The organism is Mesorhizobium sp. CU3, from assembly GCF_006442965.1.
GTDB lineage: Bacteria > Pseudomonadota > Alphaproteobacteria > Rhizobiales > Rhizobiaceae > Mesorhizobium.
The window spans coordinates 177,752-200,537 of sequence record NZ_VFWX01000013.1 but is presented as its reverse complement, the minus strand read 5'-3'; the positions used below and the strand labels follow the sequence as shown (position 1 = coordinate 200,537).

The window sequence follows — 22,786 nt, the reverse complement described above, 5'->3', positions numbered from 1 at the left end:
GGCGCATGGCGCCGGGTCTTTTTGCAGTGTGCCTGTAACGCCGCCAATTCGATTAACGATTGGTATGCAGAGAAGGTTAACCAAGCCTTTCAGCGAGTGAATTTGGCAGCCGACCTTCCGTTGCGGAAGCGCTTTTTGCCGGCATCCGAAATCGGGGTTGCCTTCCATTCCGCCAAATCATAAAAGCGACGTTGGATCACTGCAATCCTGGGACCGCCCGCCTCAACAGTTTCCTGTAAAGGTCGGATGCAAAGGCGGGTTCTCGCTTCCGGGCTCAGGTGATCGCGACGATTTTCGCAGGCGTGCTCCCGTGGCGGGGGAATCGCTTGCGTGAGGGAAACGGCCGGGTCGACCCGTGCCGGCTCTGTATGAGCAAACAAGCTGGTCCGGCTCCGCCCGGGCTTTGGTTCAAAAGGTCTGCTGGGTGCCGATGGCTTCAAGCGCAATCATGGGAAGGTCCGCATCAAACCGCGCCACAATGGCTGCGGGCGGCACCTCCATCGCGCTGAAGCGGCGGCCGGCGGACATTCAATTATCCGGCAAGCACTCATTTACAGGCGCACAGCGGCGGGTTTTGCCTCGCCAGCTGCGGCTGTCGGCTGCCGGCAGGAAACAAGATAATGCCGAACAAAATGCTGATAGACGCCTCCCACCAGGAGGAAACACGCGTTGTTGTCGTTCGCGGTAACCGCATCGAAGAATTCGACTTTGAATCCCAGGACAAGAAGCAGCTCAAAGGAAACATCTACCTCGCCCGCGTAACCCGCGTCGAACCTTCCCTCCAGGCAGCCTTTGTCGAATATGGCGGCAACCGTCACGGTTTTCTCGCCTTCAGTGAAATTCACCCCGATTACTACCAGATCCCGGTCGCCGACCGTCAGGCCCTGCTGCGCGCCGAAGCGCAGGAGGCCGAGGATGAGGACGACGAGGAAGCCGCCGAGGCCGGCGAGGAGCAGCAGGCCCGCGATCGCGGCGGCCGGCGCAACCGTCGGCGCGGCGGCAAGAACCGCGACCGCGGCGATCACAAGCGCGACGCGGAAGCCGCCGCTTCCGCTGGGAACAGCGAAGGGCCGGCCGAAGCGGCCGCGGCGGACGAAACCGCCGATGAAGCTGCCGACGGCTCGCAAGTAGCCGTCGAAGCCGTTGACGTCGAAGCCGCATCGGATGCGGCTGACGAAGGCCAGCCGGCCGTGGTTCAGTCGGACAACGAGACCCTTGCCGAAGATCACGATGCCAGCGAAGGCGACGAGGACAAAGGCTCCGAAGGCGGTCCGACCTCGATCGCCGCCAGCATCGAGGGCGATGTGATTTCCGAGGCCGTGCCGCAGGCCGAGGCCGCCAGCGAAGCCCCCGCCGGCGATGAAGCCGCGCCCAGCGACAACGATCGCGGCATGCTGGAGGAGGTCTCGTCCTCGCATTCCGACGAGCACGAGGTCGAATCCGTCGGCGCCGAGGACGCGCTGGAAGAAATCCGCAACCGCCGCAAGCCGGTGCGCCGCCAGTACAAGATCCAGGAGGTCATCAAGCGCCGGCAGATCCTGCTGGTGCAGGTGGTCAAGGAAGAGCGCGGCAACAAGGGCGCGGCGCTTACCACCTATCTGTCGCTTGCCGGCCGCTATTCGGTACTGATGCCGAACACGGCGCGCGGCGGCGGCATTTCGCGAAAGATCACCAACGCGCAGGACCGCAAGCGGCTGAAGGAAGTGGTCGCCGACCTCGAAGTGCCGCAAGGCATGGGCGTCATCCTGCGCACCGCCGGCGAAAGCCGCACCAAGGCCGAGATCAAGCGCGACTACGAATATCTGATGCGGCTTTGGGAGAATGTCCGCAACCTGACGCTGCAGTCGACGGCCCCTGCCCTGGTCTATGAGGAAGGCAGCCTGATCAAGCGCTCGGTGCGCGACCTCTACAACAAGGACATCGACGAGATCCTGGTCTCTGGCGAAGACGGCTATCGCGAGGCCAAGGACTTCATGCGCATGCTGATGCCGAGCCATGCCAAAGTGGTTCAGCCGTTCCGCGATACGACACCGATCTTCGTGCGCAACGGCATCGAGGCGCAGCTCGACCGCATGCTGCAGCCGCAGGTGACGCTGAAGAGCGGCGGCTACATCATCATCAACCAGACCGAGGCGCTGGTTTCGATCGACGTCAACTCCGGCCGCTCCACCAAGGAGCACTCGATCGAGGAGACCGCGCTCCACACCAATCTGGAGGCGGCCGAGGAAGTCGCGCGCCAGTTGAGGCTGCGCGACCTTGCCGGCCTCATCGTCATCGACTTCATCGACATGGAGGAGAACCGCAACAACCGCGCGGTCGAAAAGCGGCTCAAGGATCACCTCAAGAACGACCGCGCGCGCATCCAGGTCGGCCGTATCTCGCATTTCGGCCTGATGGAGATGTCGCGCCAGCGCATCCGCGCCAGCGTACTGGAATCGACCATGAAGCCCTGCCCGCATTGCGGCGGCACCGGCCATGTTCGCTCCGATTCGTCGGTCGCGCTGATGGTGGTACGGGCGATCGAGGAGTTCCTGCTCAAGGATTCGCGCAGCCACATCATCGTGCGTACCCCGTCCGTCACAGCCCTCTATGTGCTCAACCACAAGCGCTCGACACTGGTCGAGCTCGAAGCGCGCTTCGGGCTGACGATCACCATCGAGGCGGACGAGACGCTCGGCACCCAGCATTACGCGATCTTCCGCGGCGCCATCGCCGAGAAGCCGGAAGGTTTCGTCGAGGTGCGCAGCCTGCCGGCCTATGTCGAGCCGGAAGAGCCCGAGGACGAAATCGTCGTCGAGGAAGAGGAAGACGACGTTGTAGTGCAGGCCGAGCAGCCGCGTCACCCGCAGCAGGGCCAGCATCAGCAGCGGTCCGAGGATGGCGAAGGCCGCAGGCGCCGAAAGCGCCGTCGCCGGCGTGGCGGCAGGGATCGCGACCGCGAGCACGGTGACGACGCAGCGGCCGCGCCGACGCTGGCTGAAGCCGGCGAAGCGGACGATGAAGCTACGGATGAGACCGCTCAGGACGTGACGGCCGGTGGTGAAGCTGCCGCGGCCGAGACCGAGGATGGCGCCAACAAGAAGCGCCGGCGCGGCAAGCGCGGCGGCAAGCGCAACCGTCGCGAGGACGAGGCTGCGGAGGCCGGTGCCGGCGATGCGGTCGGCGACGCCGAAGGTGAAGCCACCGAGAACGGTGACGACGCCGGCGAGCCGGCGGCGTCAGCCGCGCCCGAGCAACCTGCCACTCCCGTCGCGGCCAACGACGATGCCGAGGTGGCCGAAAAGCCGAAGAAGCCACGTCGTTCGAGAGCGAAGAAGGCAGCCGAGGAAACGGTGGCCGAGACGGTCTCCGAACCTGTCACGGAAGTTGCGCCGGTGGTTGCAGAGCCCGAGCCGGCGGCTGTCGCCGCGTCCGAGGTGGAGCCGGTCGCCAACGCGCATCCGACGCGGCGCAAGCCGCAGTCGATCGACGCGCCGGTCGTTCCCGTCGTGTCCTCGACCGTCTCCGACGAGGCCAAGACCGAGGACAAGCCGAAGCGCGCCGGCTGGTGGCAGCGTAAGGGCTTCTTCTGAGATCTCTGAGTTATCAGACTGATTTCAAAGCAAAATCCCGCGCATACGGCGCGGGATTTTTCGTTTTGAACATGGCCGAGTTAAACGCGATGAACCCATGCTTCTCCTGCTAGCGCAGTTTCAGCACCTCGCCGTCTCTGTAAACCAAAGAGGCTTGGCGATTGGCTGCCATGTGGGTGCGGGCAAACTTGCGGCAGCGTTCGTCTGTGTTGATCTGGCGCTCAACCCAACGTCGCCAAAGAGGATCGGATAAGGCGATACGTTCCGCTTCAAGAAGGCTCACGCCATGGCGGGCGCGCACCTCCTTGATATGCAGTATCCAACGATCTCGATCTTCCATGGCCGCCTCCTCCGCGCCTCTCTCACATCCTATGGCGCGAGCATCGGAAGCGCAGGAAGCCGCCATTTGCAGGCCGGCCTCACCTGAATATCGACTTGCCTTAAGGTGCGAAGATTGACCAGCCCATCATCCGGGCAAGCTTCTCCAGAGCGATCGAGCCGAGCTTGGAATTGCCGTTCTCATTGAGGCCGGGCGACCAGACCGCCAGCGAGGCGACGCCCGGCACGATGCCCAGAATGCCGCCGCCGACACCGCTTTTGCCCGGGATGCCGACGCGGAAGGCGAAATCGCCGGAGCCGTCATAGTGGCCGCAGGTCAGCATCAGCGCGCCGATGCGGCGTGCGCGTTCGGCCGACACCACGGAATGGCCCGTCGCCGGGTTCCTGCCGCCATTGGCAAGGAAACGTCCGGCCATGGCGAGCTGCCTGCAGCTCATGGCGACGGCGCAATGATGGAAATAGACACCCAATGCCAGCTCCGGCTGATGATGGAGATTGCCGAAGGATTTCATATAGTTGGCCAGAGCGAAGTTGCGGTAGCCGGTGGCGCGTTCCGACGCCGCGACCTCACGGTCGATGATGATCGTATCGTCGTCGGCGAGGAATTGGATAAAGCGCAGGATCTCGCCGATCGCCTCGCGCGGCTGATGGCCGGCGAGCAGCACGTCGGAGACGACGATGGCGCCGGCGTTGATGAACGGATTGCGCGGAATGCCGTTCTCGTGCTCGAGCTGGACGATCGAGTTGAACGGATTGCCGGACGGTTCGCGTCCGACCCGCTGCCAGAGCGCGTCGCCGATCTTGCCGAGCGCCAGCGTCAGCGTGAAAACTTTCGACACGCTCTGGATCGAAAACGGCTGATCGGCATCGCCTGCCAGGATGACGCGGCCGTCATTGGTCACGGCCGCGATGCCGAATTTCTGCGGATCGACCTTGCCGAGCTGCGGGATATAGCTGGCGACACTGCCGCGATCGGTGCGCGCCGCCATTTCGGCGGCGACTTCGGCCAGGGCTTGCTCGAGTTCCGGCATGGCGACTATCTCAGCCAGCGTTCGATGCGAGCCAGAGCCTCGACCATGTCGTCATGGCTGCCGGCATAGGAAAAGCGCATGGTCCTGTGCCCCTGCAGCGGATCGAAGTCGCGGCCGGGCGTTGCCGCGACATGCGCCTCGGCAAGCATCTCGCGGGCGAAGGCCATGCTGTCATTGGTATGCCGGGTGACATCGCAGAAGGCATAGAAGGCGCCGTCCATGGGTGCGGCAAGCGGGAAGCCGAGTTCAGGCAGGCGCTTCATCAAGAGATCGCGGTTCCAGGCGTAGCGCGCCTTCACGGTCTCCAGTTCGGCCGTGGCCTTGAAGGCCTCGATTGCTGCGACCTGCGACAGTTCGGGCGGCGAGATGTAGAGGCTCTGGGCGATCCGCTCGACCGGCCGCACAAGCTGATCTGGCAGCACCATCCAGCCGATGCGCCAGCCGGTCATGCAATAGTATTTCGAGAAGGAATTGATCGCCGTCACCCCGGCGCCATAGGAAAGCGCACTGGTATCGGGCGCGGCATAGGCCAGCCGGTGGTAGATCTCGTCCGAGATCACGGCGATGCCGAGATCCTCGGCCGTCTTCACCAGCGCCGCAAGCTCATCGGCCGGAATGACCGCGCCGGTCGGATTGGCCGGGCTGGCGAACAGCACGCCCTTCAACGGTTTTTCGCCGTGCGCGGCCTTGAGGTGCTCGGCATGCAGATAGGCGTCCGTGCCAAGCTCGATCTCGACGATCTCGATGCCGAGCGCGACCATGATGTTGCGGTAGGCCGGATAGCCGGGCGCGGCGATGGCGACGCGGTCGCCGGGATCGAACATCGCCAGGAAGGCGAGATTGAAGGCGGCGGAGGACCCGGTCGTGACGGCGATGCGGGCCGGCGCGACGTCGAGCCCGTAATGCTCGCCGTAATGCGCCGCGATCGCCTTGCGCAGATCGGCTAGGCCGAGAGCGTCGGTGTAGCCGATACGGCCGTGCTTGAGCGCGGCGGCCGCCGCCTCGCGCACACCAACCGGCGCCGGGTCCGACGGCTGGCCGACCGCCATCGACACCACGGACGCGCCCGTCGCCTTCAGCCGGTTGGCCTCCGCCAGAATATCCATGGCATGGAACGGCTCGACCTCGCCGCGGCGTGAAAGCGAAACCACCATTTGACCTCTCGTCCAGCCTGATTTCCCGGCGCAATTGCGACAGAAAACCGCCGCCTGTTCTTTGGGAATAGCTTGGCGTTTGGCGGCCGCGCCGCACAAATGCCCGATTGATGTGGGGATCACAAGCGCGCAGGAAGTTATCGGCGCCGACTTTTCATCTTTCGCCCGCTCGTCTACCAGTGGACCTATGTTGAGCCGACCCGGACCATCGATTGGCAGATCGACGACATTGAGGCGAACCGCAAGCGGATTTGCCACGCTGCTGCTTGCCGCCGCCGTTGCCGTATCGAACTCGGTCAGCGCCTTCGCGCAAGGCGTGCCGGTGGTGCGCGACGCTGAGATCGAGGCGCTGGTGCGCGATTATGCGCGGCCGATCTTCAAAGCGGCGGGGCTTGCCAATGACGGCATCGACATCGTGCTGGTCAACGACCAAAGCTTCAACGCCTTCGTCACTGGCCGGCGCCTGTTCATCAACACCGGCGCGCTGGCGACGGCCGAAACGCCGAACGAGATCATCGGCGTCATCGCGCATGAGGCCGGCCACATCGCCGGCGGCCACCAGCAGAAGCTGCGCGACCAGCTCGACCGCGCCAAGACCATGGCCATCATCGCCACGCTGCTCGGCGCCGGCGCCATCGTTGCCGGCGCAACCACCAACAGCAAGGGCCTGGCGGGCGCCGGCATGGGCGTCGCGGCCGGCGGCGGCGAGATGGCGCAGCGCTCGATCCTCGCCTATCAGCGCACCGAAGAGATCACCGCCGACCGCTCGGCCATCACCTATCTCAACGCCACTGGCCAGTCCGGCATGGGCATGCTGAAGACCTTCGGCCGCTTCCAGAGCGCACTGTCGCTGGCCGGCACCCAGATCGACCCCTACCGCATCAGCCATCCGATGCCGCAGGAGCGCATCGCCAACCTCGAAGTGCTGGTCAAGCAGAGCCCCTATGTGGCGAATGTCGACGCTCCGGCGCTGCAGCAGCGGCATGACATGATGCGCATCAAGATCGCCGCCTATATGCAGGGCCAGGCGGCCGTTGCACGACTGATGCGCAAGAACCCGGCCAGCCTCGCCTCGCGCTATGGCGACGCGCAGCAGACCTATCTCTTCGGCAATCCCGGCGCGGCGCTGGTCAAGACGGCAGCGCTGATCAAGGAGCAGCCGAAGAACCCCTACTTCCAAGAGTTGCGCGGCGATATCCTGATGAAGGCCAATAAGCCCAAGGATGCCGCGGACGCATATGCCAAGGCGGTCAGCCTCGATCCGGCGCGATCTGGACTGCTTCTGGTTTCATCCGGTCAGGCGCTGATGGCGGTCGGAACCCCCGATTCGTTGAAGAAGGCGGTGGTCCAGCTCAACAACGGCGTAGGGCGGGACAAGGAAAATTCCCAGGCCTATCGTTTCCTGGCTCAGGCTTATGGCGAACTTGGCGATATCCCGGCCGCCGACCTTGCCACCGCCGAGGGCCACTACTATGCCGGCGACTACAAGAATGCGAAAATCTTCGCCATGCGCGCTCAACAGAAATTGAAGCGTGGCGAGCCCCGTTGGGTGCGCGCGCAGGATATTATTAACTACACGCCTTCAAACAAGCTCAAGTGAACCTCCCGGACGCTGGCGGCGACCAAGGCGGACCGGAACAGGCAAAAGGACCGACGATCATGAACAAGGCAATCCTGCTTGGCGGCGCGGGCGTGGCGGTAGCGCTCGGCATGCTGGCGTTCGGCTTCGTGGCGGGCAGCCCGCAGGCGGCGAAAGCCGATACGGCGCAAGTCGTCCAGGTCGCGTCCGCCGACACCAAAGTCTCCGCCGACACCAAGGTCGACCGCAAGGAAGTCGAAGGCATCATCCGTGACTATCTCTTGAAGAACCCGGAGGTTCTGCTTGAAGTGCAGGACGCCCTCGAGGCCAAGCAGAAGGAAGAGCAGCGGCTCGCAGCGCTCGGGGTTATCAAGGACGCCAAGGACGAGATCTTCAACTCCACCTTCGACGGTGTCGTCGGTAACCCGAAGGGCAAGCTCACCATCGTCGAGTTCTACGATTACAATTGCGGCTTCTGCAAGCGCGCCATCGACGACATGCAGGCGCTGACCAAGGCCGATCCGGAGTTGCGTTTCGTGCTGAAGGAATTCCCGATCCTCAGCCCGGATTCGCAGAAGGCGAGCGTCGTGTCGATGGCGTTCCACCTGATGCACCCGGAGAAGTACGGCCAGTTCCACACCGCGCTGCTCGGCGGCCAGGGCCGCGCCACTGAATCCACCGCCATCAAGCTGGCGGTGTCGCTCGGCGCAGACGAGGCTGCGCTGCGCGAGAAGATGAAGGATCCGAGCATCGCCGAGGCGCTGTCGCGCACCTATGATCTCGCCACCAAGCTGTCGATCACCGGCACCCCGTCCTATGTGGTCGGCAACGAGGTTATCTTCGGCGCGCTCGGCCAAGAGGTTCTGGCGCAGAAGATCGAGCAGGCGAAAACCGCGCTCTGAGCACCGCCACCTCCGCAACAGGCGGTTTTGCGCCTGTTGTGGACAGCAAAAGAACGCACTTGCGCTCTTTTCGCAGGCGGCTATGCCCATTATAGAGGCCCAGTGCGGCGGCTTGGGCCGGCGCGAACAAGGTCGGCATATTGAAAACGATTTTCGTCCTCAACGGTCCCAATCTCAATGCGCTCGGCAAGCGCGAGCCGGGGATTTATGGCGGCAAGACGCTTGCGGCCATCGCCGAGGACTGCAAGGCGGCCGGCGCGGCGCTGGGACTAGAGATCGATTTTCGCCAGTCCAATCATGAAGGCGATCTGGTCGACTGGATCCAGGAGGCCGGCGAAAAGGCTGCCGGCATCGTCATCAATCCCGGCGCCTACAGCCACACCTCGATCGCCATCCATGACGCCATCCGCGCCGCGGCACCCCTGCCCGTCGCGGAAGTCCATCTTTCCAACATCCATGCGCGGGAACCCTTCCGCCATGTCTCGATGGTCGCGCCGGTCGCTGTCGGCATGATCTGCGGGTTCGGGCCGCTCGGCTACACGCTCGCGCTGCAAGCGCTGGCGGCACGGCTGTGACCGGCCCCCAAACAGAAGGCTCGAAAATGTCCATAAAGAAGACCGGTGTTGACCAGCAGCTGATCCGCGATCTGGCGGGCATCCTGAACGATACCAACCTGACCGAGATCGAGGTCGAGCTCGGCGATCTCAAGGTCCGCGTGTCGCGTCAGTCGCAGGCCGTCCATGCGGTCGCCGCGCCGCTGCCAGCCATTGCCGCGGCCCCGGTCGCAGCGGCAGCCCAGCCGGCGGTGGCCGCAGCCGCCGATCCGTCCAAGAACGCCGTGCCCTCGCCGATGGTCGGCACCGCCTATCTCGCCCCCTCGCCCGACGCCAAGGCCTTCATCGAGGTTGGCCAGAAGGTCAAGGAAGGCCAGACGCTGCTCATCATCGAAGCGATGAAGACGATGAACCAGATCCCCTCGCCCCGCGCCGGCACGGTGACGGCGATCCTGATCGAGGACGCCCAGCCGGTCGAATACGGTATGCCGCTGGTGGTCATCGAGTAAGCCGGGAACAGCCAAGAGATGTTCCAGAAAATCCTCATCGCCAATCGCGGCGAAATCGCCCTTCGGGTGCTGCGCGCCTGCAAAGAGCTCGGCATCCAGACGGTGGTGGTGCATTCGACCGCAGATTCCGACGCCATGCATGTCAGGCTTGCCGACGAGAGCGTCTGCATCGGCCCGCCGCCCTCGCGCGAGAGCTATCTCAACATCCATCAGATCGTCGCGGCCTGCGAGATCACCGGGGCTGACGCCGTGCATCCGGGCTACGGCTTCTTGTCGGAAAACGCCAAGTTCGCCGACATCCTGGCCGCTCACAACATCACTTTCATCGGCCCGTCGGGCGACCATATCCGCATCATGGGCGACAAGATCGAGGCCAAGCGAACGGCAAAGCGGCTCGGCATTCCGGTCGTGCCCGGCTCCGACGGCGCGATCAGCGACGACAAGGAAGCCAAGCGCGTCGCCGCCGAGATCGGCTACCCGGTGATCATCAAGGCCTCGGCCGGCGGCGGTGGCCGCGGCATGAAGGTGGCGCACAGCGAAGCCGATCTCGAGGTCGCGCTGCAGACGGCGAAGTCGGAAGCGGGCGCCGCCTTCGGCGACGACGCCGTCTATATCGAGAAATACCTGCAGAAGCCGCGCCATATCGAGGTGCAGGTGTTCGGCGACGGCGCCGGCCAAGGCGTGCATTTCGGCGAGCGCGACTGCTCGCTGCAGCGCCGCCACCAGAAGGTCTGGGAGGAAGCCAATTCGCCGGCGCTGAATGCCGAGGAACGCTCGCGCATCGGCGGCATCTGCGCCAAGGCGATCGCCGATCTCGGCTATTCGGGCGCCGGCACGATCGAGTTCCTCTACGAGAATGGCGAGTTCTATTTCATCGAGATGAACACGCGCCTGCAGGTCGAGCATCCGGTGACGGAAGCCATCACAGGCATCGACCTGGTGCATGAGCAGATCCGTGTCGCTTCGGGCGGCGGGCTGTCGGTGCGGCAGGAAGACATCAAGTTCAACGGCCACGCCATCGAGTGCCGCATCAACGCCGAGGATCCGCGCACCTTCACGCCCTCACCCGGCACGATCACGCATTTCCACACGCCGGGCGGCCTCGGCATCCGCGTCGATTCCGGCGTCTATTCGGGCTACAAGATCCCGCCCTATTACGACAGCCTGATCGGCAAGCTGATCGTGCATGGCCGCAACCGCGTCGAATGCATGATGCGGCTGCGCCGCGCGCTCGACGAATTTGTCGTCGACGGCATCAAGACGACGCTGCCGCTGTTCCGCGACCTGGTCGGCAATCCCGATATCGCCAATGGCGACTACGATATCCACTGGCTGGAAAAGTATCTGGCCAAAGAGGAATAGGCTGTCGCTATAATGCCGCGATGACCCGCCCCTACGCACCCGGCTATCGCATCCCGACCGACCTGTTGCTGAAGGCCTATGCTTCCGGTGTCTTTCCGATGGCCGAAAGCGCCAGCGACCCGGAAGTGTTCTGGGTGCGGCCGGAAACGCGCGGCATCATCCCGCTCAACGCCTTCCACACGCCGCGCAGCCTGAAGAAAACCATCCGCAGGCACGCATTTGACGTCCGCTACGATTTCGACTTCGAGGCGACGATCGACGGCTGCGCGGAAAAGCGCGAGGAACGCCGCTCGACCTGGATCAACGCGCCGATCCGCGAAGCCTATGTCGAGCTTTACCGGCTCGGCCATTGCCACTCGGTCGAGGCATGGCGCGAGGAACGGCTGGTCGGCGGTCTCTACGGCGTGTCGCTGGGGCGCGTGTTCTTCGGCGAAAGCATGTTCGCGCGCGAAACCGACGCCTCGAAAACCTGCCTCTTCCATCTCGTCGAACGCTTGAAGGGGCGCGGCTTCGCGCTGCTCGACACGCAGTTCACCACCGACCACCTGAAACGCTTCGGCGCCGTAGACGTGCCGCGCGGCCAGTACGAGAAGATGCTGGCCGAGGCGCTGAAGGGCGAAGCCGTCTTCTACCCTTAGAGCGCTTCCCTTAGAGCGCTTCACCGTTTCATGGAAACGGCGGGCGGAAAATCGCTACACACTTTTCCTGGAATTGCTCTGGGCCTGCGCCTCGATCGGCGTCTGCGAATGGAACATCATCTTCCAGCCATCGGCGCGATGGACGTAACCGGTACTGACCAGCGCCGCGTAAGGCTCGCCGTCGTCACGCGTCGCATGAGCCTCATAGGTCAGCATGACGATGTCGCTGCCTGGTTCGACCATCCCCTTCACCTTGATGTCGAGGTCGCGCCATTTGTTCGGCTTGGTGGCAGTCTCGGCCAGATCGGCGTTGGTCATCGCCTGCGCCACCTTCGGGAAAGCGACAAGGCATTCAACGTCGGCATTGGCTTCGTAATACGCTGAATCCCCGGTCCAGAAGCCCCTCTCGAGATCGAGGAGCTCTTTCTTGTTGGCGGTGATCGGCTTCTTGTTGGTCATCGCGGAATCCTCCTCGCATTCGCCGAATTAGGAACGGCTAAAGCGCGAGCAGGTTCCGGGATCAGTTGGTGTTGGCGGGTTCGTCGTCCGTCGCGTCCGGGCTCGCGTCGGCCGGAGCCGCGTCCGCCGGCTGGGGCGCGATCGCTTTCGGCTTGGCGGCGGGAGCCGCCGGCTTTGCCGTATCGGCCTTGGCGGCGGTCGGCGCTGGCACATCCGACTTCTGCTTGCAGCCCTTCAGCCAGACGTCATAGACGGCGTGCTCGACGGCGTTGAGGCCGGGACTTTCGGCAAACATCCAGCCGGTAAAGATGCGGCGGATCTTGCGGTCGAGCGTGATCTCGTCGACCTCGACGAAGGAATCGGTCTTGGGTTGCTCGGTGTCGGGCCGCGAGTAGCAGACGCGCGGCGTCACCTGCAGCGCGCCGAACTGCACCGTCTCGTCGATATAAACATCGAATGTGATGATGCGGCCGGTGATCTTGTCGATGCCGGCGAACTCGGCCACCGGATTGGTTATGCGATCCGAGGTCGATGGCGCTGGGGCCGGCTCCTGGGCCGCGGCAGACGCTACCGTGCAAGCGACGGCAGAAGCTGCGAACGCCGCCAATGCGGCCATCGGGATCTGGCGGAGGATGCTCATGCAAGGATACCGGTGGTTGCGCCCGGGTGATTCTTCAATGCCCAAGGCTAATCATGGCTGCGATACCAACAAGCAGCTAAACGCCAATTGTGGCGACAAAGGACCGAAGCGACGCTGGATACGGATTAGGAACCGGGTGTCCAGGCGTCGTAATCGCCGGTGACCTGCGGACGATGCTGGTTGGTGAGGATCGAACCCTTCGGCCGGTATGCCGACGGCGACCCGGTCGGATTAGCCTGGTGCGGCTGCTGCCATTCGCGCGGCTTGTAGCTCTCAGCGACGGGAGCAGTGTCGACGCGATGATGGATCCAGCCATGCCAGCCCGGCGGGATCTTCGAGGCTTCCGAATAGTCGCGATAGATGACCCAGCGGCGGGTGCGGCCTTCCGAATCGACGCCGCCTTCGTAATAGACGTTGCCGGACTCGTCTTCGCCGACCTTCTTGCCGAAACGCCAGGTGTGGAGGCGGGTGCCGAGCGTCTGGCTGTTCCACCAGGTGAAAAACTGCAGCAGGAACGTTTTCATCCAAATCCTCACGGGCGGCAGCGGCTGCGCCTTGCACCTGCTTATGGCGTCACGGCACAGCGAAGGCAAGGGTTTTGCCATGGCGCCGATCCAAATGCTTCGTGCGCTAAATCGATGCAGTCAAGCGGACAACATCCGCTCGGCTTGCCAAGCGCTGCCTGTCTTTCTAAAGCTCGACCCGTCCTTTTCGGGCGCGCCTTGAGGGAGGGTGACGATTGGTTCCAGCCGCCGACAGCCGGATCAGTGCTGAGGATATCCGCCGCCGCAAGGGCGGCGTGCCGATCGTCTGCCTCACCGCCTACACCTATCCCGTCGCTCGCCTGCTCGATCCGCATGTCGACCTGCTGCTCGTCGGTGACAGCGTCGCCATGGTCCTGCATGGCCACGCCACGACGCTCGGGGCCTCGCAGGAGATGATGATCGCTCACGGCCAGGCGGTGATGCGCGGTTCGGCGAAAGCCTGCGTAGTGGTCGATATGCCGGCGGGCAGCTACGAGACGTCAGCCACGCAGGCCGTTGCGTCGGCGCGACGCATTTTTGAGGATACCGGCTGTCAGGCCGTGAAGCTCGAAGGCGGCGTCGACATGGCTGCGCAGATCGCCGCGATCGTCGCCGATGGCATCCCGGTCATGGGGCATATCGGCCTGCAGCCGCAATCGGTAGAAAAGGACGGCGGCTACAAGATCAAGGGCCGAACCGAGGAGAACATCCACGCCCTGCTTCGCGATGCCGAGGCGGTGGAAAAAGCCGGCGCTTTCGCGCTTGTCATCGAAGGCACGATGGAGGCCGTGGCGGCACAACTCACCCGTCACATCGCCATCCCGACCATCGGCATCGGCGCCAGCCGCGACTGCGATGGGCAGATCCTGGTCATCGACGACATGATCGGCCTGACAGTCGACCGCGTGCCGAAATTCGTAAAGCAATATGCCGATTTGCGCGGCGTCATCACCGATGCGGCGGCACGCTACGCCGAGGAGGTGCGCGGCCGCACCTTCCCCAGTCCCGATCACGTCTTCAGAGAAGCATCCGGCAGGAACGAAGCATGAGCGGACCGATCGTCGTCGACAGCGTCGCCGCGCTGCGCGCTCAGATCCGCGACTGGCGGCAGGCCGGCCAGCGCATCGCCATGGTGCCGACCATGGGCGCCTTGCATGACGGCCATATCTCGCTGGTCAGGATTGCGCTCGAGCGGGCCGAGCGCTGCGTCGTCTCGATTTTCGTCAACCCGACGCAGTTCGCGCCGACGGAGGATCTCGACAAATATCCGCGCCAACTCGCCCGCGATCTCGACCGACTGCGGGACGCAGGCGCGCATCTCGCTTTCACGCCGACAGTGGCGGAGATGTATCCGGCCGGCTTCGCCACCAAGATTTCGGTCGGCGGCCCCTCCTCCGGCCTCGAAACGGATTTTCGGCCGGCTTTTTTCGACGGCGTCGCCACCGTCGTGGCCAAGCTCTTCCTGCAAACCGCCCCCGACTGTGCGGTCTTCGGCGAGAAGGACTATCAGCAGCTTTGCGTCGTCCGGCAGCTCTGCCGCGATCTCGACCTGCCGGTCGAGATCGTCGGCGCGCCGACGGTTCGCGACGCGCATGGCCTCGCCATGTCGTCGCGCAATGCCTATCTCGGCGAGGCCGAGCTCGATATCGCGCGCAGGCTCAACGTCATTTTACGACGGACGGCAGCGGCGCTTGCGGCAGGCGCCGATGAAGCGCCGGCCGTTGCCGCCGCTGCCAAGGAGCTTGTCTCGGCCGGATTCCAACAGGTCGATTATGTAGCGGCCCGTCAGAGCGTTACGCTCCAACCCTGGCGGCGTGACCGCGATGGCCGCCTGCTGGCGGCAGCCTGGCTGGGCAAGACCAGGCTGATCGACAATGTGGAAATCGCCTCGGCCTGAGCGCCTACTCTTCCGACGGCATATGCAGATACATCGACTGGATGCCGACGCGGCCCGGCCCGGTGAAGCGGTTGACTACGAAATTCATGGCGGCGCCGAAGAAGCCGCTGGAAAGCTTGTCGATCCTTGTATCCATCCGCACCGAAGCGTCCTTGAACAGCCAGCCGCCGGGCTCGATGTCGATGGTCTCGCCGGGCGCCAGCACCTTCTCGAAGACATTGCCGTAGCCGTGCAGCCAGACGATGCCGTCGCCGGTTTCGCCGCGGAAACGGTCGATGAAGAAGCCGCTCTGGCCGAACAGCATCGTGCCCAGCCCGCGCACGCGCTCGAACGTGTAGTCGACGCTGGCGGTGGCGGCGAGAAACTGATGCTCGCGCACCTGGATCTCCTCGCCGCGCCGGAGGTGGATCGGCACGATATGGCCCGGCCCGTCACGGCTGAAGGCGATGATGCCCGGGCCGGAGGCCTCGGTGACGAATATCTGCATGCCGGCGATCATGCGCTTGAGTGCGCCTTTCAGCGATTTCAGGCCGATGGTGATCGAGGTGTTCTTCCAGAGCAGGATGTGGTGCTCGAAATAGACCGGCATGTTGGTGACATCGACCGACAGCACCGGCACCAGTTCACCGGCGACGTGATAGGTCACGCCACCAAAGGTCTCGTCCGACACTTCGGTCGGCGTCAGTTCCGGCAAGCTCGGCATGGTTGTTCCCCCTCGGCGAGCGGCGCGCCGCGCCTCGTGGCGGGTGCGAACGCTGCGGGAAACAGGTTTGATCGGGCGGATCGGCGCGATCAAATCAAAACCGCGCGATGATATAGGGGCATGCGCGCTAGCGATCTAGCCTAAACGCTTCTCCAGAACGAGCGCCGGCAATCCCGAATTGCCGCCGCAATCGGCGGTGCTGCCCGCCGACCGGAACCCGTTCGCCTCGTAGAAGGCAACGGCGCGCGTGTTTTTCTCTTCCACTTCCAGCCGGATGCGGCGGGCTTCCGGAAAGCTCTCGATCACCTCATCGAGAAGCATGCCGCCGATGCCTCGCCCTTGCAGGGAGGGCAGCACATAGAGCTGCTTCAGCATGAGCAACTCACCGCCATCGATCGCCTCGGCAAAGGCGACGCCACCGATGCGCTTGCCGTCGTCGGCGACGAGAAACTCGCCGTTCGGCTTTGTCAGCCGCGCCTTGAGCGAAGCGACCGAGTGCCATTCGTCGGTGATCTCGGTGACCTTTTCGGCGCCGTAGATGGCGTCATAGGTCGCGTGCCAGGTCTCGACCAGCAGCGTTCGGATGGCTGCAAGGTCGCGCTCGCCGGCGGTGCGGACGAACATCGCCTACTCGATGCCGAGCTTGGCCTTGACGAGGTCGTTGACCGCCTGCGGGTTGGCCTTGCCGCCCGTCGCCTTCATCACCTGGCCGACGAACCAGCCGGCCATGGTCGGCTTGGCGCGCGCCTGCTCGGCCTTATCGGGGTTGGCGGCGATCACCTCGTCGACCGCCTTCTCGATGGCACCGGTGTCGGTGACCTGCTCCATGCCACGGCTCTCGACGAGCTGGCGCGGGTCGCCGCCTTCGCTCCAGACGATCTCGAACAGATCCTTGGCGATCTTGCCGGAGATGGTGCCTTCCTTGATCAGGTCGAGCACGGCGCCCAGCTGCTCGGGCGAAACCGGAGCGTTTTCAATGTCTTTGCCGGCCTTGTTGAGCTGGCCCAGCAGATCGTTGATGACCCAGTTGGCGGCGAGCTTGCCGTCGCGCCCGGCCGCCACCTTCTCGAAATAATCGGCAATCGGCTTTTCCGAAACCAGGACCGAGGCGTCATAGGCCGAAAGTCCAAGCACATCGACCAGCCGCGCCTTCTTGTCGTCGGGCAGTTCCGGCAGGTTTTTCGCCAGCGCGTCGACATAGGCCTGGTCGAACTCCAGCGGCAAAAGGTCGGGGTCCGGGAAGTAGCGGTAGTCATGCGCCTCTTCCTTGGAGCGCATCGAGCGCGTCTCGCCCTTGACGGCGTCGAACAGGCGGGTTTCCTGGTCGATCTTGCCGCCGTCCTCCAGGATGGCGATCTGGCGGCGTGCCTCATAGTCGATAGCCTGGCCGATGAAGCGGATCGAGTTCATGTTCTTGATCTCGCAGCGCGTGCCGAACTCGCCACCGGGCCGGCGTACCGACACGTTGACGTCGGCGCGCATCGAGCCTTCGTCCATATTGCCGTCGCAGGTGCCGAGATAGCGCATGATCGAGCGCAGCTTCGTCACATAGGCCTTGGCTTCGTCGGCCGAACGGATGTCGGGCTTGGAGACGATCTCCATCAGCGCCACGCCGGAGCGGTTGAGGTCGACATAGGACATGGTCGGGTGCTGGTCGTGCATCGACTTGCCGGCATCCTGTTCCAGATGCAGGCGCTCGATGCCGACCTCGATGTCCTCGAACTCGCCCAGGCGGTCGGGGCCGACCGAGACGATCACCTTGCCCTCGCCGACGATCGGCTGCTTGAACTGCGAGATCTGGTAGCCCTGCGGCAGATCCGGATAAAAATAGTTCTTCCGGTCGAAGACCGACTTGTGGTTGATCGCGGCCTTCAGGCCGAGCCCGGTGCGGATCGCCTGCCTGACGCATTCCTCGTTGATGACCGGCAGCATGCCGGGCATCGCCGCGTCGACCAGGCTGACATTGGCATTGGGCGCGGCGCCGAACGAGGTCGAGGCGCCCGAGAACAGTTTTGCTTCCGAGATCACTTGCGCATGCACTTCGAGCCCGATGATGATCTCCCAGTCGCCGGTGGCGCCGGGGATCAGCCGTTTTGCGTCGGGGGTGCGGGTGTCGATGATGCTCATGGAGGCCTGCGTACTGTGAATTCGCGAATATGCGTGAACGCATAATTTGGTGTGCAACTTCGCTAGTGCAAACTGCCTTGCGAGACAAGCCTAACGAGACAAGCGCAAAGCCGCGCTCTGGCCTTTTGCGGCGCTTTGGCCTATAGGACCGCCCATCCCAATGGAGAGTGGATGTCCACTTACGCTCAGTCCCGCTGAAGCCCTGACCTCGTAAGAGGCGGGGCAGAAAAACCTGAAACCCCGTGCCGCGAAGCCTCGCGGCGGTGGCCTTTGTTGTTTTTCCCGGGACTCACTCCAATGGACATTTCGCGCACAGAACAGCGCATCCTGCACCTGCTAGCGCAAGGCGGGCGCATCGAAATCGAAAAGAACGAGAGCAGGAAGATCGCCACGGTCCAATGCCTGACCCGCGACGGCTGGCATTATCCGGGCCTAGATCTCGACCTGTTTCGAAAATTGAGGCGGAAGAAAGCGGTTTCGTCGTCGGATGGCGGCCCTTACCGCATCACTCGGCGCGGACTGCAGCTCGTCCGCGCCGAACTCGACAATCGCTAAAACCGAAGCCGCCGGCCGAGACGCCGGCGGCATTTTCGCGCTGCTCAAGCAGTCGCGATGTATTGCTTGATCTCCTCGGCTTCGCGCTCGACATCCTCGATGCGGCGCTTGACCACGTCGCCGATCGAGACGATGCCGTCGAGCAGCCCGTCCTTCTCGACCGGCAGGTGGCGAAAGCGGCCCCTGGTCATGATCTCCATGACCTCGTTGACGGTGTGATTTTCGTTGCAGATCTTGACCTTGGGCGTCATGGCCGAACGCACGGCGATATCGAGCGCGGCCGCGCCCTCCTTGGCAACCACGCGCACGATGTCGCGCTCCGAAAGGATGCCGACGATCTTGCGGTCGCCGTTGGTGATGACGAGCGCGCCGACCCTGTGCTCGGCCAGCATGCGGATGGCTTCGCTCAGCTTCTCGTTGGGCCCGAGCGTGAACACGTCATGGCCCTTGCTTTCCAGAATTGCTTTAACAGTCATGGCGTCCTCCTCAGCGTTGCTCGCCGGTTCCTACCCTCGACCGGCTTTTTTTCAGCTCCAGCGCCTTGGAAGAGACGCCAGGTGCCTGGGCAACATCGTGCGCCGTCAATGGTTGCATTTCAAGTGCGCGGCAACGCTATGCCACAGGCAGCGGACGGTCGAAGAACCGCAGGCCGAAGAAGCCGGCGATCAGGCCACCGATGTGAGCCTCCCAGGCGACCTGGCCATCGACGCCCGGCGCAAAGCCGGCCAGGCCGATGGCGAGATTGGTGACCATGAGAATGCCGAGAAAGACCATGACGCGGCGCGAGCGCAGCGCGAGCATCACCGGCAGCGGCTCGCCGACGAAGGCCGACCTGCCGGACCAGCGGTCGACATGGAAGCCGTAGCGCGCCGCCGCACCCATCATGCCGGAAATGGCGCCGGATGCGCCGACGAGCGGCGCCTCGCCATGCGGATGCAGCGCCCAGAACAGCCCGACAGAGGCCAATCCGGTCGCCGCGTAGAACAGCAGGAAGCGAAACGAGCCAATGCGATAGGCGAGCGGCGAACCGAAAGCGGCAAGCCAGATCATGTTGACGGCGATATGGGCAAGGCCCCCATGCATGAAGGCATAGGTGAAGGGACGCGTGAACAGGAACCAGTCGAAGCCGTACTGGCCGGTGTATAAAACCGGGATAAAGGCGCCATCGTAGAGCAGCGTCATGTTCTGCGTATCGTTCAAGACATACTGCTGCAGCAGATAAACGATCGCGCAGACGCCGATCACCGCCAGCACCGCCGGCGGCAGGTTGAAGACCGGCTCGCGGCGCCGCTCTTGTTCCTCTTCCGGCTGCGGCTCCGCCGGCTGCATCTTGGCTTCAGGAGGGGTTACCGGTTCGCTCATGCATCCTGCAATCGACTGGAATTTGGATTCGGGCGATGTAGATCACGGCCCGGCCGGCGAGCAAACAGCGAATCGCCGCAATGGCCGAGCGAAGGGCCCGAATCAAAAAAAGGGCGAATCAAAAAGAAGGCCGTCCAGGTGTCCCCCTGAACGGCCGGTCGAGCCCCACGCTCCCCATAAACTCGTGACTGAAGTGCTGCCGGTCATTGCGAAAACGACCGTTTTGGAGTGATTTCGGTGTGCCACAGGCTTCCTTGCCTCGCAACGTAAACCATTCGTTAACCTTAACGACCCCGAAGCGTGAACAAACGTTAACGATACTGGCACGCATCCTGCTCCGCACCGCATGAAGGTCATCGGAGGGCGCCCTGTCTGTCCGCCGATGGGACACACAAGACAGACTGCGCGGAGCGGAATGGACATGAACGAGAACGGATCGATCACGCTGTTCCAATATTGGAACCAGTTGCGTGACGGCCGCCCGGCACCGAAGCGATCGGAAGTGGAGCCGGCCGATATCAAGTCGCTACTGGCCGACACGTTCATCCTGGAGCGCGACACGCGTGGCGAGGCGGTTTTCCGGCTGGCCGGCACGCGGCTCTGCGCCTGCTATGGCCGCGAGCTCAAGGGCTTCTCTTTCCCCTCGCTCTGGCGCGAAAAAGATCAGCGGCTGGTATCACGGCTCATGTTTGGCGTTTTCGAACAGAAATCCGTGCTTTTGCTGACTTATGAAGGGTTCAGCCGCAACGGCCGCTCGATGAAGTTCGAACTGCTTGCGCTGCCGCTCGACGGCGGCGCGGAGAACCCGCGCTGCCTCGGCATCATCAGCGCCGCGGAGAGACCGTTCTGGCTCGGCGCGGATCCTCTGGCCGATGCCCTCATCGATTCGATCCGCGTCATCGACCCGAGCAAGGAGCCGATGTTCCTCAAAAACCGGCCTGCGATCGACGTTCCTTCGCTGGTTCCGACCGAATTCGATCCGCCTGAAACGATCTCGGAACTCGGCCGCGCGCGCCGCATCCGGCACCTCGTCGTTTTCGATGGCGGGCGTCACGAATAGACTGTCTGGCGGCGGCTTTTGCTCCCGTCTTCGGTCGGCTTTTCAGGCCTTCGCCGACCTCTCGGCTTTAGGTATCAACGGCCAATTTTTCCCGTTTGTTAACCTGCTTCGCGGTAAGTTTGCGCTCGAAATTCCTCGCATCGGCGCGCGGAATGCCAACGGGGTGTAGCCAGCATGAGGTCAGCGGCGGTAGATTACGCACCGTCACGAGCTGAGCGGCGCAACTTCCAGCGTGTCCAAGTCAAGATCTACGGACGCTTCATGCTGGAAGACCGCACCGAGCATCCATGCCAGGTGATCGACATGTCGCCCGGCAACGTCGCCTTGCGCGCCGAACGCATCGGCATGCCTGGCGAAAAGATCATCGCCTATATCGACCATATCGGTCGTATCGAAGGCGTGGTGACGCGCACATCGCAAGACGGTTTCGCCATGACCGTCATTGCGTCCGACCGCAAGAAGGACAAGCTCGCCGCGCAGCTTACCTGGCTCGCCAACAAGCACGAGCTTGACCTGCCGGAAGACCGCCGCCACGAGCGCGTGGCGCCGCGCAATCCGATGAGCGTTCTGCAGCTTATCGACGGACGCCAGTATCAATGCCGCATCATCGACCTGTCGCTTTCGGGCGCGGCGATCGAGATCGACGTCAAGCCGGCGATCGGGATCCAGGTCATGCTGGGCACGATGCGCGGCCAGGTGGTGCGCCATTTCGAGGATGGCGTCGCCATCGAGTTCGCAGTCATCCAGCGGCCGGAAACGCTCGACCAGGAATTCAACGCGCCGCGTTCCTGAAGCATCTGTCTTTATGCTCGACCCGAACCGGCCGCCCGCGGCCGGTTTTTTGTTGCCTTGCCGCAGGCTGGAAGTTCTCGAATCTCAATAAACTCAAATCCTGATAGTTCAAATTTTATGCTTATTCGACCGGCGTTTTACTCAATGTCTACTTCGGGTTTTTGCGTCAAATAAATCCCATCGTGGCACAGTCTTCTCGAACGGGGAGACTACAACAATGAAAATGACGAGGGGCAAGCTGTTGCTCTTGGCAATGGCAATGCAGCTTTCCGCCTGGGGAACGGCGAACGCTGGACCGACCTTCATGCACACCGGCGGCCGCACCACCCAGCCGGTCGGCCATTACGATTTCTGCCAGCGCATTCCGGCCGAGTGCAACCAGCGCACGCCCAAGGGTGCGCCGGTCGAGCTGACGCGCAAGCTGTGGGCGACGATCATCAACGTCAACAATTCCGTCAACACCCGCATCAAACCGAAGACGGACCTGGAAAACTACGGCGTCGAGGAATACTGGGCCTATCCCGACAACGGCTTTGGCGACTGCGAGGATTATGGGCTGGAGAAGCGCCGCGAGTTGATGGCCGCGGGCGTGCCGGCCGGCGATCTCTTGATGACCGTGGTGCGCCAGCCCAATGGCGACGGCCATGCGGTGCTGACGGTGCACACCAGCCTCGGAGATTTCATTCTCGACAATCTCGAGCCGAAAGTGCTCGCCTGGAACGACACGGTCTACACCTACCTCAAACGTCAATCGACCGAGAATTCGGGTGTTTGGGTCACGATCAACGACGGACGCGACGACGCCGTCGCCAGCGTCCGCTAAGGCGTCGAAGCCGTCAGTCCAGAACTGCGCAGTCGTTCGGGGACACGATCTGCGCGAAAAAGTTAAGCACGTCGCCTTGGTGCGACGCGCTTAGGGAGAAAGCCCGGTCGAGTCCCCACCCTCCCCGTCCCCAACGACCGGGTTTAGGAGCCGGCCCCTGTCCCCGGGGCCGGCTCCGCTGTTTCTGGCTAAGCTTAGTGAAGG

The 22,786-nt window shown here is 63.4% G+C and carries 24 protein-coding genes; 13 read left to right on the top strand and 11 right to left on the bottom strand.

Annotated features, from left to right (window positions below; translation table 11 throughout):
* Positions 1-620 precede the first annotated feature (620 nt).
* Complete coding sequence (locus FJ988_RS20895; protein ID WP_140820236.1) at positions 621-3,572, top strand: ribonuclease E/G; 2,952 nt, start codon at positions 621-623, stop codon at positions 3,570-3,572.
* Between the two features lie 109 nt (positions 3,573-3,681).
* Here FJ988_RS20895 and FJ988_RS20890 read toward each other — a convergent pair whose 3' ends face one another.
* The 3 genes from FJ988_RS20890 to FJ988_RS20880 all read right to left on the bottom strand — a co-directional run bounded on the left by FJ988_RS20890 (position 3,682) and on the right by FJ988_RS20880 (position 6,096).
* Positions 3,682-3,912 carry a hypothetical protein gene (locus FJ988_RS20890; protein WP_140820235.1) on the bottom strand — a complete coding sequence of 77 codons (231 nt, stop codon included), beginning with the start codon at positions 3,910-3,912 and terminating at the stop codon, positions 3,682-3,684.
* 100 nt (positions 3,913-4,012) lie between these two features.
* Positions 4,013-4,942 carry a glutaminase gene (locus tag FJ988_RS20885; protein WP_140820234.1) on the bottom strand — a complete coding sequence of 310 codons (930 nt, stop codon included), beginning with the start codon at positions 4,940-4,942 and terminating at the stop codon, positions 4,013-4,015.
* 5 nt (positions 4,943-4,947) lie between these two features.
* Positions 4,948-6,096: a pyridoxal phosphate-dependent aminotransferase gene (locus FJ988_RS20880; protein WP_140820233.1), complete on the bottom strand. Its 1,149-nt coding sequence runs from the start codon at positions 6,094-6,096 to the stop codon at positions 4,948-4,950.
* A gap of 187 nt (positions 6,097-6,283) precedes the next feature.
* Between FJ988_RS20880 and FJ988_RS20875 the strand changes: the two genes are divergently transcribed.
* The 6 genes from FJ988_RS20875 to aat all read left to right on the top strand — a co-directional run bounded on the left by FJ988_RS20875 (position 6,284) and on the right by aat (position 11,640).
* Positions 6,284-7,696, top strand: coding sequence for a M48 family metalloprotease (locus tag FJ988_RS20875; RefSeq protein WP_140820232.1), 1,413 nt, complete (start codon positions 6,284-6,286; stop codon positions 7,694-7,696).
* Between the two features lie 59 nt (positions 7,697-7,755).
* Positions 7,756-8,577, top strand: a complete 822-nt coding sequence (locus FJ988_RS20870) for a DsbA family protein (protein ID WP_140820231.1) — start codon at positions 7,756-7,758, stop codon at positions 8,575-8,577.
* A gap of 140 nt (positions 8,578-8,717) precedes the next feature.
* On the top strand, positions 8,718-9,152 hold the full coding sequence (gene aroQ / locus FJ988_RS20865; RefSeq protein WP_140820230.1) for a type II 3-dehydroquinate dehydratase: 435 nt from the start codon (positions 8,718-8,720) through the stop codon (positions 9,150-9,152).
* 26 nt (positions 9,153-9,178) lie between these two features.
* Positions 9,179-9,640 carry an acetyl-CoA carboxylase biotin carboxyl carrier protein gene (accB, locus tag FJ988_RS20860; RefSeq protein ID WP_140820229.1) on the top strand — a complete coding sequence of 154 codons (462 nt, stop codon included), beginning with the start codon at positions 9,179-9,181 and terminating at the stop codon, positions 9,638-9,640.
* An 18-nt stretch (positions 9,641-9,658) separates the two neighbouring features.
* Positions 9,659-11,002: an acetyl-CoA carboxylase biotin carboxylase subunit gene (accC, locus tag FJ988_RS20855; RefSeq protein ID WP_140820228.1), complete on the top strand. Its 1,344-nt coding sequence runs from the start codon at positions 9,659-9,661 to the stop codon at positions 11,000-11,002.
* Positions 11,003-11,022: 20 nt separating this feature from the next.
* Entirely contained in the window at positions 11,023-11,640 is a 618-nt protein-coding gene (gene aat / locus FJ988_RS20850) for a leucyl/phenylalanyl-tRNA--protein transferase (RefSeq protein ID WP_140820227.1), read from the top strand.
* A gap of 54 nt (positions 11,641-11,694) precedes the next feature.
* Here aat and FJ988_RS20845 read toward each other — a convergent pair whose 3' ends face one another.
* The 3 genes from FJ988_RS20845 to FJ988_RS20835 all read right to left on the bottom strand — a co-directional run bounded on the left by FJ988_RS20845 (position 11,695) and on the right by FJ988_RS20835 (position 13,263).
* On the bottom strand, positions 11,695-12,099 hold the full coding sequence (locus FJ988_RS20845; protein ID WP_140820226.1) for a hypothetical protein: 405 nt from the start codon (positions 12,097-12,099) through the stop codon (positions 11,695-11,697).
* A gap of 61 nt (positions 12,100-12,160) precedes the next feature.
* Positions 12,161-12,739, bottom strand: a complete 579-nt coding sequence (locus tag FJ988_RS20840) for a DUF2155 domain-containing protein (protein WP_181183620.1) — start codon at positions 12,737-12,739, stop codon at positions 12,161-12,163.
* Between the two features lie 125 nt (positions 12,740-12,864).
* The gene (locus tag FJ988_RS20835) at positions 12,865-13,263 is read right to left on the bottom strand and encodes an NADH:ubiquinone oxidoreductase subunit NDUFA12 (protein WP_140820225.1); all 399 of its coding nucleotides are present in this window, start codon (positions 13,261-13,263) and stop codon (positions 12,865-12,867) included.
* Positions 13,264-13,478: 215 nt separating this feature from the next.
* Here FJ988_RS20835 and panB point away from each other — a divergent pair, with 215 nt between their 5' ends.
* Both panB and panC read left to right on the top strand, forming a co-directional pair.
* The gene (panB, locus tag FJ988_RS20830) at positions 13,479-14,312 is read left to right on the top strand and encodes a 3-methyl-2-oxobutanoate hydroxymethyltransferase (RefSeq protein ID WP_140820224.1); all 834 of its coding nucleotides are present in this window, start codon (positions 13,479-13,481) and stop codon (positions 14,310-14,312) included.
* Positions 14,309-15,160 carry a pantoate--beta-alanine ligase gene (gene panC / locus FJ988_RS20825; RefSeq protein WP_140820223.1) on the top strand — a complete coding sequence of 284 codons (852 nt, stop codon included), beginning with the start codon at positions 14,309-14,311 and terminating at the stop codon, positions 15,158-15,160. Before panB ends, panC begins: the two co-directional genes overlap by 4 nt.
* 4 nt (positions 15,161-15,164) lie before the next feature.
* On the opposite strand, the gene FJ988_RS20820 is transcribed toward panC, so the two are convergent.
* The 3 genes from FJ988_RS20820 to gatB all read right to left on the bottom strand — a co-directional run bounded on the left by FJ988_RS20820 (position 15,165) and on the right by gatB (position 17,990).
* The gene (locus FJ988_RS20820) at positions 15,165-15,863 is read right to left on the bottom strand and encodes an AIM24 family protein (RefSeq protein ID WP_140820222.1); all 699 of its coding nucleotides are present in this window, start codon (positions 15,861-15,863) and stop codon (positions 15,165-15,167) included.
* Positions 15,864-15,998: 135 nt separating this feature from the next.
* Complete coding sequence (locus FJ988_RS20815) at positions 15,999-16,487, bottom strand: GNAT family N-acetyltransferase (protein WP_140820221.1); 489 nt, start codon at positions 16,485-16,487, stop codon at positions 15,999-16,001.
* Positions 16,488-16,490: 3 nt separating this feature from the next.
* Positions 16,491-17,990 (bottom strand): Asp-tRNA(Asn)/Glu-tRNA(Gln) amidotransferase subunit GatB, encoded by a 1,500-nt coding sequence (gene gatB, locus FJ988_RS20810; RefSeq protein WP_140820220.1) that lies wholly within the window; start codon positions 17,988-17,990, stop codon positions 16,491-16,493.
* Between the two features lie 297 nt (positions 17,991-18,287).
* Between gatB and FJ988_RS20805 the strand changes: the two genes are divergently transcribed.
* Entirely contained in the window at positions 18,288-18,545 is a 258-nt protein-coding gene (locus FJ988_RS20805; RefSeq protein ID WP_140820219.1) for a YjhX family toxin, read from the top strand.
* Between the two features lie 44 nt (positions 18,546-18,589).
* Here FJ988_RS20805 and FJ988_RS20800 read toward each other — a convergent pair whose 3' ends face one another.
* Together FJ988_RS20800 and FJ988_RS20795 are read right to left on the bottom strand one after the other, a co-directional pair.
* On the bottom strand, positions 18,590-19,021 hold the full coding sequence (locus FJ988_RS20800) for a CBS domain-containing protein (protein ID WP_140820218.1): 432 nt from the start codon (positions 19,019-19,021) through the stop codon (positions 18,590-18,592).
* 136 nt (positions 19,022-19,157) lie between these two features.
* Positions 19,158-19,907: a rhomboid family intramembrane serine protease gene (locus FJ988_RS20795; protein ID WP_140820217.1), complete on the bottom strand. Its 750-nt coding sequence runs from the start codon at positions 19,905-19,907 to the stop codon at positions 19,158-19,160.
* 421 nt (positions 19,908-20,328) lie between these two features.
* Between FJ988_RS20795 and FJ988_RS20790 the strand changes: the two genes are divergently transcribed.
* The 3 genes from FJ988_RS20790 (at position 20,329) to FJ988_RS20780 (ending at position 22,582) form a co-directional block, all read left to right on the top strand.
* Entirely contained in the window at positions 20,329-20,967 is a 639-nt protein-coding gene (locus FJ988_RS20790) for a PAS domain-containing protein (RefSeq protein WP_140820216.1), read from the top strand.
* Between the two features lie 174 nt (positions 20,968-21,141).
* A complete protein-coding gene (locus tag FJ988_RS20785) occupies positions 21,142-21,759 on the top strand; it encodes a PilZ domain-containing protein (protein ID WP_140820215.1) in 618 nt (205 codons plus the stop codon).
* Positions 21,760-21,976: 217 nt separating this feature from the next.
* The gene (locus FJ988_RS20780) at positions 21,977-22,582 is read left to right on the top strand and encodes a transglutaminase-like cysteine peptidase (RefSeq protein WP_140820214.1); all 606 of its coding nucleotides are present in this window, start codon (positions 21,977-21,979) and stop codon (positions 22,580-22,582) included.
* The last annotated feature ends 204 nt before the right edge of the window (positions 22,583-22,786 follow it).

Bases quoted from the DNA above. Each gene is read 5' to 3' on its own strand.
- accC (WP_140820228.1), top strand. From the start codon at position 9,659: ATGTTCCAGAAAATCCTCATCGCCAATCGCGGCGAAATCGCCCTTCGG.
- FJ988_RS20895 (WP_140820236.1), top strand. From the start codon at position 621: ATGCCGAACAAAATGCTGATAGACGCCTCCCACCAGGAGGAAACACGC.
- gatB (WP_140820220.1), bottom strand. From the start codon at position 17,990: ATGAGCATCATCGACACCCGCACCCCCGACGCAAAACGGCTGATCCCC.
- FJ988_RS20800 (WP_140820218.1), bottom strand. From the start codon at position 19,021: ATGACTGTTAAAGCAATTCTGGAAAGCAAGGGCCATGACGTGTTCACG.
- FJ988_RS20785 (WP_140820215.1), top strand. From the start codon at position 21,142: ATGAGGTCAGCGGCGGTAGATTACGCACCGTCACGAGCTGAGCGGCGC.
- FJ988_RS20840 (WP_181183620.1), bottom strand. From the start codon at position 12,739: ATGAGCATCCTCCGCCAGATCCCGATGGCCGCATTGGCGGCGTTCGCA.
- FJ988_RS20890 (WP_140820235.1), bottom strand. From the start codon at position 3,912: ATGGAAGATCGAGATCGTTGGATACTGCATATCAAGGAGGTGCGCGCC.
- FJ988_RS20780 (WP_140820214.1), top strand. From the start codon at position 21,977: ATGAAAATGACGAGGGGCAAGCTGTTGCTCTTGGCAATGGCAATGCAG.
- FJ988_RS20885 (WP_140820234.1), bottom strand. From the start codon at position 4,942: ATGCCGGAACTCGAGCAAGCCCTGGCCGAAGTCGCCGCCGAAATGGCG.
- accB (WP_140820229.1), top strand. From the start codon at position 9,179: ATGTCCATAAAGAAGACCGGTGTTGACCAGCAGCTGATCCGCGATCTG.
- FJ988_RS20795 (WP_140820217.1), bottom strand. From the start codon at position 19,907: ATGAGCGAACCGGTAACCCCTCCTGAAGCCAAGATGCAGCCGGCGGAG.
- panC (WP_140820223.1), top strand. From the start codon at position 14,309: ATGAGCGGACCGATCGTCGTCGACAGCGTCGCCGCGCTGCGCGCTCAG.
- FJ988_RS20790 (WP_140820216.1), top strand. From the start codon at position 20,329: ATGAACGAGAACGGATCGATCACGCTGTTCCAATATTGGAACCAGTTG.
- FJ988_RS20870 (WP_140820231.1), top strand. From the start codon at position 7,756: ATGAACAAGGCAATCCTGCTTGGCGGCGCGGGCGTGGCGGTAGCGCTC.
- aat (WP_140820227.1), top strand. From the start codon at position 11,023: ATGACCCGCCCCTACGCACCCGGCTATCGCATCCCGACCGACCTGTTG.
- FJ988_RS20815 (WP_140820221.1), bottom strand. From the start codon at position 16,487: ATGTTCGTCCGCACCGCCGGCGAGCGCGACCTTGCAGCCATCCGAACG.
- FJ988_RS20805 (WP_140820219.1), top strand. From the start codon at position 18,288: ATGGACATTTCGCGCACAGAACAGCGCATCCTGCACCTGCTAGCGCAA.
- FJ988_RS20835 (WP_140820225.1), bottom strand. From the start codon at position 13,263: ATGAAAACGTTCCTGCTGCAGTTTTTCACCTGGTGGAACAGCCAGACG.
- FJ988_RS20875 (WP_140820232.1), top strand. From the start codon at position 6,284: ATGTTGAGCCGACCCGGACCATCGATTGGCAGATCGACGACATTGAGG.
- FJ988_RS20845 (WP_140820226.1), bottom strand. From the start codon at position 12,099: ATGACCAACAAGAAGCCGATCACCGCCAACAAGAAAGAGCTCCTCGAT.
- FJ988_RS20820 (WP_140820222.1), bottom strand. From the start codon at position 15,863: ATGCCGAGCTTGCCGGAACTGACGCCGACCGAAGTGTCGGACGAGACC.
- FJ988_RS20880 (WP_140820233.1), bottom strand. From the start codon at position 6,096: ATGGTGGTTTCGCTTTCACGCCGCGGCGAGGTCGAGCCGTTCCATGCC.